The organism is Burkholderia sp. 22313 (genome assembly GCF_052045245.1).
GTDB lineage: Bacteria > Pseudomonadota > Gammaproteobacteria > Burkholderiales > Burkholderiaceae > Burkholderia.
Genome location: NZ_JBQEON010000044.1, coordinates 18,846 through 30,232 on the forward strand (window position 1 = coordinate 18,846; position 11,387 = coordinate 30,232).

Genomic DNA, 11,387 nt, shown 5'->3' on the forward strand with positions numbered 1-11,387 from the left:
AGCAGCCCGGCGGAGGCTGACATGAAACACATCGTCAAACATATTCATTTCGTCGGGATCGGCGGCGCGGGCATGAGCGGCATCGCCGAAGTGCTCGTCAACCTCGGCTACGAGGTCAGCGGCTCGGACCTGTCGCGCAACGCGGTGACCGACCGTCTCGCGGCGCTTGGCGCGCGGATCGCGATCGGTCACGACGCGGCGAACATCGAGGGTGCGAACGCGGTCGTCGTCTCGACGGCCGTGCGCTCGGACAACCCCGAAGTGCTGGCCGCACGCCACCAGCGCGTGCCGATCGTGCAGCGCGCGGTGATGCTCGCGGAACTGATGCGCCTGAAGCAGGGGATCGCGATTGCCGGCACGCACGGCAAGACCACGACGACGAGCCTCGTCGCGAGCGTGCTCGCGGCGGGCGGCCTCGATCCGACTTTCGTGATCGGCGGCCGGCTGATCAGCGCCGGCGCGAACGCACGGCTCGGCACGGGCGACTTCATCGTCGCCGAGGCCGACGAGTCGGACGCGTCGTTCCTGAACCTGTATCCGGTGATCGAAGTCATCACGAACATCGACGCCGATCACATGGACACCTACGGCCACGATTTCGCGCGGCTCAAGCAGGCGTTCATCGAATTCACGCAGCGCCTGCCGTTCTACGGCAGCGCGGTCGTGTGCGTCGACGATCCGAACGTGCGGCAGATCATCCCGTTCATCTCGAAGCCGGTCGTGCGCTACGGGCTGTCGCCGGACGCGCAGGTGCGCGCGGAAGACATCGACGCGCGCGACGGCCGCATGCACTTCACGGTGATCCGCGAAGGCCGCGCGCCGCTTCCGGTGGTGCTGAACATGCCGGGCCTGCACAACGTGCAGAACGCACTCGCGGCGATCGCGATCGCGACCGATCTCGGCGTGTCGGACGACGCGATCCAGCTGGCGCTGGCGGAATTCAACGGTGTCGGCCGGCGCTTCCAGCGCTACGGCGAGGTGCCGAGCGCGGACGGCGGCCAGTACTCGCTGATCGACGACTACGGCCATCACCCGGTCGAGATGGCCGCGACGATCGCAGCGGCGCGCGGCGCGTTCCCGGGCCGCCGCCTCGTGCTGGCGTTCCAGCCGCACCGCTACACGCGCACGCGCGACTGCTTCGACGATTTCGTCAACGTGCTGTCGACGGTCGACGCGCTGGTGCTGACGGAAGTCTATGCGGCCGGCGAAGCGGCGATCGCGACGGCCAACGGCGACGCGCTGTCGCGCGCGCTGCGCGCGGTTGGGAAGGTTGACCCGGTGTTCGTCGCGACGGTCGACGACGTGCCGGACGCACTGGCCAAGGTCGCGCGGAACGGCGACGTGGTGATCACGATGGGCGCGGGTTCGATCGGCGGCGTGCCGGCGAAGCTCGTGCAACACACACAACAGAAGGCATGACATGAAACGACCCCCACGCTCACTTCATTCGCTGCCCCCCGCGGGGGCGGTCAGCCTCCTTGGGGCGGCCCGGCGGAGGCTGACATGAGCGGAATCGATCCGAAACGTTTCGGCAAGGTGGCGGTGTTGTTCGGCGGCGAATCCGCCGAGCGCGAGGTGTCGCTCACCTCGGGCCGCCTCGTGCTGCAGGGCCTGCGCGACGCGGGCGTCGACGCGCATCCGTTCGACCCGGCCGAGCGGCCGCTGTCGGCGCTGAAGGACGAAGGTTTCGTGCGCGCGTTCAATGCGCTGCATGGCGGCTACGGTGAGAACGGCCAGATCCAGGGCGCGCTCGATTTCTACGGGATCCGCTACACGGGCAGCGGCGTGCTCGGCTCGGCGCTCGGCCTCGACAAGTTCCGCACGAAGCTCGTGTGGCAGCAGACGGGCGTGCCGACGCCGCCGTTCGAGACGGTGATGCGCGGCGACGACTACGCGGCGCGCGCGACGGAGATCGTCGCGAAGCTGGGCGTGCCGCTGTTCGTGAAGCCGGCGAGCGAAGGTTCGAGCGTCGCGGTGCTGAAGGTGAAGACGGCGGACGCGTTGCCCGCCGCACTGTCGGAAGCCGCCACGCACGACAAGATCGTGATCGTCGAGAAGAGCATCGAAGGCGGTGGCGAATACACCGCGTGCATCGCCGGCGATCTCGATCTGCCGCTGATCAAGATCGTGCCGGCCGGCGAGTTCTACGACTACCACGCGAAGTACGTCGCCGACGATACGCAATACCTGATTCCGTGCGGGTTGCCCGCGGAACAGGAAAAGGAACTGAAGCGCGTCGCACGCCGTGCGTTCGACGTGCTCGGCTGCACCGACTGGGGCCGGGCGGACTTCATGCTCGACGCCGCCGGCAACGCGTATTTCCTGGAAGTGAACACGGCCCCCGGAATGACTGACCACTCGCTGCCGCCGAAGGCTGCGCGCTCGATCGGCATCAGCTATTCGGAGCTGGTCGTGAAGGTGCTGTCGCTTACGCTCAACGACTGACGCAGGAACGGAACGACGTATGTGGAACAACGTTCGCCAACTCAACCTTGCCGCCAGCGCGCTGTACGCGCTGCTGCTGCTCGTGTTGGCGGCGGCCGGCTGCTACTGGCTGATCCAGCGTCCGACCTTCGCGCTGCGCGAAATCCGGATCGACGGCGACACCGAGCACATCAACACGCCGACGGTGCGCGCGGGCGTGGTCGGCCGGCTGAAGGGCAATTTCTTCACGGTCGATCTCGACACGGCGCGTGCCGCGTTCGAGCAGATGCCATGGGTGCGCCACGCGAGCGTGCGCCGGGTGTGGCCGAATGCGCTGGCTGTCACGCTCGAGGAGTACAAACCGCTCGGGACCTGGGGCAGCGCGCAGCTCGTGAGCACCGACGGCGAGCTGTTCACGGCGAACCAGGGCGAGCTGGATCACGAGCTGCCCGCGTTCGACGGCCCGGAGGGCAGTGCGAAGGAAGTCGTCACGCGGTATCGCGACTTCACGAACTGGTTTGCGCCGCTGAAGGCGGCGCCGGAAGAAGTGACGCTGTCGGCGCGCTACGCGTGGACGGTGAAGCTGTCGAACGGCATGCAGGTCGAGCTGGGCAAGGAGCGCACCAGCGAAACCCTGCATGACCGGAGCCAGCGCCTCGTCGCCGCATGGCCGGCCGTCACGGAGCGTTGGGGCAACGACATCGAGTACGCGGACCTGCGTTATCCGAACGGATTCGCGATTCGTGCGGCAGGCATGCGGTTCCTGACCGATACCGACAAGCGCAAGAAGTAACGAGAGATCACACGCAAGAGCACTTTATGAGCAAAGACTACAAGGATCTGCTGGTTTCCCTCGACATCGGCACGTCGAAGGTGGTGGCCATCGTCGCCGAGCTGAAGGGCGAAGGCCATTACGAGGTGATCGGCCTCGGCCAGAGCGAATCGAAAGGTCTGAAGAAGGGCGTGGTGGTCAACATCGAGGCCACCGTGCAGTCGATCCAGCGCGCGCTCGAGGAAGCCGAGCTGATGGCCGACTGCAAGATCACCAACGTGTTTACGGGGATCGCGGGCAGCCACATCCGCAGCTTCAACTCGAGCGGGATGGTCGCGATCAAGGACAAGGAAGTCACGCAGACGGATGTCGCGCGCGTGATCGAGACCGCCAAGGCGATCAACATCCCGACCGACCAGCAGGTGCTGCACATCCTCACGCAGGAATTCATCATCGACGGCCAGGAAGACGTGCGCGAGCCGATCGGGATGAGCGGCATCCGCCTCGAGGTGAAGGTGCACATCGTGACGGGCGCGGTCAGCGCCGCGCAGAACATCGTCAAGTGCGTGCGCCGCTGCGGGCTGGAAGTGAACGACCTGATCTTGCAGCCGCTCGCGTCGTCGCTGGCCGTGCTGACGGAAGACGAGAAGGATCTCGGCGTGGTGCTGGTCGACGTCGGCGGCGGCACGACCGACATCGCGATCTTCGCCGAAGGGGCGATCCGCCATACCGCGGTGATTCCGATCGCCGGCGACCAGATCACGAGCGACATCGCGATGGCGCTGCGCACGCCGACACCGGACGCGGAAGACATCAAGGTCGGCTACGGGATCGCGAAGCAGGCGCTTGCCGATCCGGACGAGATGGTCGAAGTGCCGGGCCTCGGCGAACGCGGTCCGCGCACGCTGTCGCGCCAGGCGCTCGCCGCCGTGATCGAGCCGCGCGTCGAGGAACTGTTCTCGCTGGTGCAGCAGGTCGTGCGCGAGTCGGGTTACGAAGAACTGCTGAGCTCCGGCGTGGTCATTACCGGCGGGGCATCGATGATGCCGGGCATGGTCGAGCTCGGCGAAGACATTTTCCTGAAACCGGTGCGCATCGGCGCGCCGGAATACGCGGGCGGCCTGGCCGACGTGGTGCGCAATCCGCGCTACTCGACGGCGATGGGCTTGCTCGTCGAAGGCAGTGCCCAGCGCATGCGCGGCCGCAAGGTCGCCGTGCAGTCCGGCAACGCGGGGCAGGTCTTCTCGCGGATGAAGGAATGGTTCCTGAGCAATTTTTGAGTACCCCACGGCTCGGCACGCCGAGCCTGCCCCCCGAGGGGGCCGGGAAAGCCTGGGGCGGCCCGGCGTTTTCCTCGGACGAACGAATCGAAATTCGCGCTGGTGCCGGCGGCTGGCGCGCGACAGGGGGTTGCCCGATCTCCTGCCGAATAACGGCCGAGTAGTTCTATTTTCTTGACGGAGGCAACAATGGAATTCGAAATGCTGGAAACCGAAACCAACGGCACCATCATCAAGGTGGTCGGCGTTGGCGGCGCTGGCGGCAATGCCGTTCAGCACATGATCAACCGTGGCGTGCAGGGCGTCGACTTCATCGTGATGAACACCGACGCACAGGCGCTGTCGCGTGCGCGCGCACCGTCCGTGATCCAGCTCGGCAACACCGGCCTCGGCGCCGGCGCGAAGCCGGAGATGGGCAAGGCGGCGGCGGAAGAGGCACGCGAGCGCATCGCCGATGCACTGCGCGGCGCGCACATGGTGTTCATCACGGCCGGCATGGGCGGTGGCACGGGCACGGGCGCAGCGCCGGTGGTCGCGCAGATCGCGAAAGAGATGGGCATCCTGACGGTCGGTGTCGTCAGCAAGCCGTTCGAGTTCGAAGGCGGCAAGCGCATGCGCGTCGCGGAAGCTGGCTCGCAGCAACTGGAGGATCACGTCGACTCGCTGATCGTCGTCCTGAACGACAAGCTGTTCGACGTGATGGGCGATGACGCCGAGATGGACAAGTGCTTCCAGTGCGCGGACGACGTGTTGAACAACGCGGTCGCAGGCATCGCTGAAATCATCAATGTCGATGGCCTCGTGAACGTCGACTTCGAAGACGTGAAGACGGTGATGGGCGAGCAGGGCAAGGCGATGATGGGCACGGCGACGGTCGCCGGTGTCGATCGCGCGCGCCTCGCGGCGGAACAGGCCGTGGCGAGCCCGCTGCTCGAAGGCGTCGATCTGTCGGGCGCGCGCGGCGTGCTGGTCAACATCACGTCGAGCCGTTCGCTGCGCCTGTCGGAAACGCGCGAAGTGATGAACACGATCAAGAGCTACGCGGCGGAAGATGCCACGGTGATCTTCGGTGCGGTGTACGACGACGCAATGGGCGATGCGCTGCGCGTGACGGTCGTGGCGACGGGTCTGGGCCGTGCGGCGAAGAAGCAGCAATCGGCTCCGATGACGCTGCTGCGCACGGGTACCGACAACCAGCCGGTCAGCGCGGTCTCGCACGGCTATGCACAGCCGCAACACGTCAGCACGGCCGACTACGGCGCGCTCGATACGCCGGCGGTGTGGCGCAACTCGCGCGAAACCGCGGCATCGCACGTGCAGGCGCTGCAGGAGAAGGGTGTCGATACGTACGACATCCCGGCTTTCCTGCGCAAGCAGGCTGACTGACGACGCACACACAGGCGAAGCCGCGACGCAATCGCCGAGATTGCCGCGGTAACGCCGGCGTGACGGATGCCACGGACCACGACAGGCCGCGTCGGATGCGACGCCGGGCCGGGAGACGTGCCCTCTTCGCATGAGCGGAGCGGGATGGGACGTGCTGTCCGCAACACGCTGAAAAACCGTATCGCTATGAGGGACCAGCCATGATTCAAGTGGGCGACGCGCTGCCCGACGCGCAACTGTTCGAGTTCATCGACGACGCGCGCGAAGGCTGCACGCTGGGGCCGAATGCCTGCAGCGTGCGCGACCAGGTTGCGGGAAAGCGGGTGGTGATCTTCGGATTGCCGGGTGCTTTCACGCCAACCTGCTCGGCGCAGCATGTGCCGGGCTATGTCGAGCACGCCGAGCAACTGCGCTCGGCGGGCATCGACGAGCTCTGGTGCGTGTCCGTCAACGACGCATTCGTGATGGGCGCATGGGGACGTGATCTGCACACCGCGGGCAAGGTGCGCATGATGGCGGACGGCAGCGCTGCTTTCACTCATGCGCTGGGGCTGACGCAGGATTTGTCCGCGCGTGGCATGGGAATCCGTTCCCTGCGCTACGCGATGGTGGTCGACGACGGTGTGGTCAAGACGCTGGCCGTCGAAGCGCCGGGCAAGTTCGAAGTGAGCGATGCGGCGAGTGTGCTCGCGACGTTGACGTCCTGATCGTGCGGTGCGCCGTTGCCTGCCGGCAACGCTGCTCACCCGCCTCAGGGCAGTTGTAACACGGGCCGATGACCGGAAACGCCTCCGTTCCGGGCATCGGCCCGTCCCGTATCGGCGCGGGTAAACAGCCGAAACAGATTGATACGCAGTTTCAAACAGCGTTGAATAGGGAATTACGCTATAATCTCACCTATCGAATATAACTCCTGATTGATATTCTCAATCAAGATGAAGACCATCATGCTGAAGCAGCGCACCATCAAATCGATCGTGAAGACCGTGGGTATCGGTCTCCACTCGGGCCGCAAGGTCGAACTGACGCTCCGTCCGGCTGCGCCGGGCACGGGTATCGTTTTCGCGCGCGTCGACCTGCCCACGCCCGTCGACATTCCGGCATCCGCGATGTCGATCGGCGACACGCGGCTCGCGTCGGTGCTGCAGAAGGATGGTGCGCGCGTGTCGACCGTCGAGCACCTGATGTCGGCGTGCGCGGGTCTCGGCATCGACAACCTCTATGTCGACGTGACGGCCGAGGAAATCCCGATCATGGACGGCAGCGCCGCGTCCTTCGTGTTCCTGATCCAGTCGGCGGGCATCGAGGAGCAGAACGCGCCGAAGCGCTTCATCAAGGTGAAGAAGCCAGTCGAGATCCGTGATGGCGACAAGTTCGCCCGCCTCGATCCGTTTTTCGGTTTCAAGCTGAAGTTCACGATCGACTTCCGCCACCCGGCCGTCGACAAGACCGGCCAGGAACTCGAGGTCGACTTCGCGAATACGTCGTACGTACGCGAGATCGCGCGGGCGCGCACGTTCGGCTTTGCCCATGAAGTCGAGATGATGCGCGAGCTGGGCCTCGCACGCGGCGGCAGCATGGACAACGCGATCGTGCTCGACGAATACCGGATCCTGAACAACGACGGGCTGCGTTACGACGACGAGTTCGTGAAGCACAAGATGCTCGACGCGATCGGCGACCTGTACGTGGTCGGCCATCCGCTGCTGGCGTCGTACACGGCGTACAAGTCGGGTCACGGGCTGAACAACGCGCTGCTGCGCGAACTGCTCGCGCACGAAGACGCATACGAGATCGTCACGTTCGACGATCCGCAGGCCGCACCGAGCGGCTTCGCGTTCGACACGCAGACGGCCTTCGCCTGAGCGGCGTCCGGCACGCGCGATAAAAAAGCGACCTCCGGGTCGCTTTTTTGTTGGTTGTCGGGCGGTGGCGGTCGGCGGCGCGTTCAGCGCGACGACTTCGCGCCGTGCCGCGCGGCCATTCGCGCGAGCGCCGCCTGCAGCGGCGACGGCTCGAGGTGATCGGCAAGCTCGCGCAATGCGGTGGCGCCGACGGTGGTCATGCGCGCCTGCTTGACGTGCGGCGGTTCCGGCGCGTCCTTCGGCCGCACGCGCACGCGCAGTGTCGAAACTGGCCAGCCGCGCTTCTGGAGATCGGCGAGCAGACGCGGCTCGACCTGCCGCAGCCGTGCCGCGAGCGCATTGTGTGCGGCAAAGAGGGTCAGGGTGCCGTCCTTGATGGAGCCCGGTTCGACATGGTTCGCAAGATAATCGGGCAGGAGCGCGGCGAGGTCGCGCTGCAGCGACGCGACCTGTTCGACGCCGGCGCGCAGCGCCGCGAACGCGTCGGTGCGGTTGAGCACTTCGGACACGGGTTGCGGGCGATACGCGGCGAGCGGGCCGAAACGCTTGGAAAATCGGTTCATCGAGGCATTCTTCGGGCGCGCACGCGCGCGGACGTTGACGCCGATTGTACCCGCGCCGGCTTGCGCACGGGCGGCTTTCGGGGCGTGCGCCCGGTTGCCCGCGCGGCCTCGGCGTGCGGCGCGCGTCGGGCCGGGACACCGGCGCATGCTTCCTCGCGTGCTAAAATTCCTCGTTTGATTCCACTAATTCGCTAAGCCGCCGAGGCTCGGGCGTCGGGGCGCGCAACACGCGCCGGGCGCCGGTGCTGCGACGCAGGGTCCGATCCGATGACAACCGGTTTTCTCCAGAAAATTTTTGGCAGCCGCAACCAGCGGCTCGTCAAGCAATACCAAAAGACCGTCGCGACGATCAATGCGCTCGAAACGCAGATCGAGAAGCTGACGGACGACCAGTTGCGCGGCAAGACGGATGAGTTCCGCCAGCGGATCGCCGGGGGCGAGTCGCTCGACAAGCTGCTGCCCGAGGCATTCGCGGTCTGCCGGGAGGCGAGCCGCCGCGTGCTGAAGATGCGTCACTTCGACGTACAGATGATCGGCGGCATGGTGCTCCACTACGGCAAGATCGCGGAAATGCGTACCGGCGAAGGCAAGACGCTCGTCGCGACGCTGCCGGTGTACCTGAATGCGCTGGCGGGCCGCGGCGTGCACGTCGTGACGGTCAACGACTACCTCGCGCAGCGCGACGCCGAATGGATGGCGCGCCTCTACAACTTCCTCGGTCTGTCGGTCGGCATCAACCTGTCGGGCATGGAGCACGACCAGAAGCAGCAGGCCTACGCGTCGGACATCACGTACGGTACCAACAACGAGTTCGGCTTCGACTACCTGCGCGACAACATGGTCTACGAGACCGACGCGCGCGTGCAGCGGGCGCTGAACTTCGCGGTCGTCGACGAAGTGGACTCGATCCTGATCGACGAGGCGCGTACGCCGCTGATCATTTCGGGCCAGGCGGAAGATCACACCGAGCTGTACGTGCGGATGAACGCGCTGCCGCCGCTGCTCGAGCGCCAGATCGGCGAGGAGAAGGCCGACGGCACGGGCGTCGAGAAGCCGGGCGACTACACGCTCGACGAGAAGGCGCGCCAGGTGTTCCTGACGGAATCGGGCCACGAGAAGGCCGAGCGACTGCTCGCCGAGTGGGGCCTGATCGGCGACGGCGAGAGCCTGTACGCGGCGCAGAACATCACGCTGATGCACCACGTGTACGCCGCGCTGCGCGCGCACACGCTGTTCCACAAGGACCAGCACTACGTCGTGCAGAACGGCGAAGTGGTGATCGTCGACGAATTCACGGGCCGCCTGATGGCGGGCCGCCGCTGGTCCGACGGCCTGCACCAGGCGGTCGAGGCGAAGGAGCACGTGAAGATCCAGAGCGAGAACCAGACGCTCGCATCGATCACGTTCCAGAACTACTTCCGGATGTACGCGAAGCTCGCGGGCATGACGGGTACGGCCGACACCGAAGCGTACGAATTCAACGAGATCTACGGCCTCGAAACCGTCGTGATCCCGACCAATCGCCCGCCGAAGCGGATCGACAAGCAGGACCAGATCTACAAGACGGCCAAGGAGCGCTACGACGCAGTGATCCGCGACATTCGCGAGTGCTACGAGCGCGGCCAGCCGGTGCTGGTCGGCACGACCTCGATCGAGAACTCGGAACTGCTGTCGCACCTGCTGAAGCAGGCCGGGCTGCCGCACGAGGTGCTGAACGCGAAGCAGCACGAGCGTGAAGCCGCGATCGTCGCGGAAGCCGGCCGTCCGAAGCGCGTCACGATCGCGACCAACATGGCCGGTCGCGGTACCGACATCGTGCTTGGCGGCAACGCCGAGAAGCAGGCCGCATTCATCGAAGCCGACGAAGCGATTCCGGCCGACGAAAAGGCGCGCCGCATCAAGCAGCTGCACGACGAGTGGGAAACGCTGCACGAGCAGGTGAAGGCCGCGGGCGGCCTGCACATCATCGGCACCGAGCGTCATGAATCGCGCCGGATCGACAACCAGCTGCGCGGCCGTGCGGGCCGTCAGGGCGACCCGGGCTCGTCGCGCTTCTACCTGTCGCTCGACGATCCGCTGCTGCGCATCTTCGCGGGCGACCGCGTGCGCTCGATCATGGATCGCCTGAAGATGCCGGAAGGCGAGGCGATCGAGGCCGGCATCGTCACGCGTTCGATCGAATCCGCGCAGCGCAAGGTCGAAGCGCGCAACTTCGACATCCGCAAGCAGCTGCTCGAATACGACGACGTGTCGAACGACCAGCGCAAGGTGATCTACCAGCAGCGCAACGAGCTGCTCGAAGCGCACGACATCACCGAGACGATCTCGGCGATGCGTCACGGCGTGATCACCGAAGTCGTCCGCCAGTTCGTGCCGGAAGGCAGCATCGAGGAACAGTGGGACGTGCCCGAGCTCGAGGAAGCGCTGCGCAACGACTGGCAGCTCGACCTCGCGATCCAGGAAATGGTGAACGAGTCGTCGTCGATCACGGCCGAGGAGATTCTCGAAGCCGTGACGACCGCCGCCGACGAGCAGTACGAGGCGAAGGTCGCGCTGGTCGGCCGCGAATCGTTCAGCGCATTCGAGCGTTCGGTGATGCTGCAGACGGTCGACCGCCTGTGGCGTGAACACCTTGCCGCGCTCGACCACCTGCGCCAGGGCATCCACCTGCGCGGCTACGCGCAGCAGAACCCGAAGCAGGAATACAAGCGCGAGGCGTTCGAGTTGTTCGCCGCGATGCTCGACGCGATCAAGCAGGAAGTCACGCGCATCGTGATGAACGTGCAGATCCAGTCGCCGGAGCAGCTCGAGGAAGCCGCCGAGCAGATCGAGGAGCGTAGCGGTCATCTCGAGAACGTCGAGTACCAGCACGCCGACTACGCGGAATCCGGTGCGCCGGTGGCGAACGTCGCGGCCGCGGCGGCGGCCACGGCGACGGCCGACATGGTCGGCAGCGCGATGACCCACAGCGGCCCCGGCGGCGAAATGCCGAAGGTCGGCCGTAACGACCCGTGCCCGTGCGGTAGCGGCAAGAAGTACAAGCAATGTCACGGGAAGCTGTCATGATCGGCGGCGGTGCGCGTTCGCGTGCCGCGTC

At 66.0% G+C, this 11,387-nt stretch carries 9 protein-coding genes; 8 read left to right on the top strand and 1 reads right to left on the bottom strand.

The features are described 5' to 3' along the window. The first annotated feature begins 21 nt into the window (after positions 1-21). The 7 genes from murC to lpxC all read left to right on the top strand — a co-directional run bounded on the left by murC (position 22) and on the right by lpxC (position 7,727). On the top strand, positions 22-1,419 hold the full coding sequence (gene murC / locus ACTJKF_RS27765; RefSeq protein ID WP_440627931.1) for a UDP-N-acetylmuramate--L-alanine ligase: 1,398 nt from the start codon (positions 22-24) through the stop codon (positions 1,417-1,419). An 84-nt stretch (positions 1,420-1,503) separates the two neighbouring features. After that, positions 1,504-2,445 carry a D-alanine--D-alanine ligase gene (locus ACTJKF_RS27770; RefSeq protein ID WP_440627933.1) on the top strand — a complete coding sequence of 314 codons (942 nt, stop codon included), beginning with the start codon at positions 1,504-1,506 and terminating at the stop codon, positions 2,443-2,445. A gap of 19 nt (positions 2,446-2,464) precedes the next feature. Continuing rightward, a complete protein-coding gene (locus tag ACTJKF_RS27775; RefSeq protein ID WP_096506160.1) occupies positions 2,465-3,217 on the top strand; it encodes a cell division protein FtsQ/DivIB in 753 nt (250 codons plus the stop codon). A gap of 26 nt (positions 3,218-3,243) precedes the next feature. Next, positions 3,244-4,476: a cell division protein FtsA gene (ftsA, locus tag ACTJKF_RS27780; RefSeq protein WP_014898179.1), complete on the top strand. Its 1,233-nt coding sequence runs from the start codon at positions 3,244-3,246 to the stop codon at positions 4,474-4,476. Positions 4,477-4,665: 189 nt separating this feature from the next. Then, entirely contained in the window at positions 4,666-5,862 is a 1,197-nt protein-coding gene (gene ftsZ / locus ACTJKF_RS27785; protein ID WP_011883181.1) for a cell division protein FtsZ, read from the top strand. A 200-nt stretch (positions 5,863-6,062) separates the two neighbouring features. Next, a complete protein-coding gene (locus tag ACTJKF_RS27790; RefSeq protein WP_059535173.1) occupies positions 6,063-6,569 on the top strand; it encodes a peroxiredoxin in 507 nt (168 codons plus the stop codon). A 240-nt stretch (positions 6,570-6,809) separates the two neighbouring features. After that, complete coding sequence (gene lpxC / locus ACTJKF_RS27795) at positions 6,810-7,727, top strand: UDP-3-O-acyl-N-acetylglucosamine deacetylase (protein WP_440627977.1); 918 nt, start codon at positions 6,810-6,812, stop codon at positions 7,725-7,727. A gap of 83 nt (positions 7,728-7,810) precedes the next feature. Here lpxC and ACTJKF_RS27800 read toward each other — a convergent pair whose 3' ends face one another. Beyond that, the gene (locus ACTJKF_RS27800) at positions 7,811-8,290 is read right to left on the bottom strand and encodes a DciA family protein (RefSeq protein ID WP_440627936.1); all 480 of its coding nucleotides are present in this window, start codon (positions 8,288-8,290) and stop codon (positions 7,811-7,813) included. 267 nt (positions 8,291-8,557) lie between these two features. On the opposite strand from ACTJKF_RS27800, the gene secA reads away from it, so the two are divergent. Continuing rightward, positions 8,558-11,356 carry a preprotein translocase subunit SecA gene (gene secA / locus ACTJKF_RS27805; RefSeq protein WP_440627938.1) on the top strand — a complete coding sequence of 933 codons (2,799 nt, stop codon included), beginning with the start codon at positions 8,558-8,560 and terminating at the stop codon, positions 11,354-11,356. Positions 11,357-11,387: the final 31 nt, after the last annotated feature.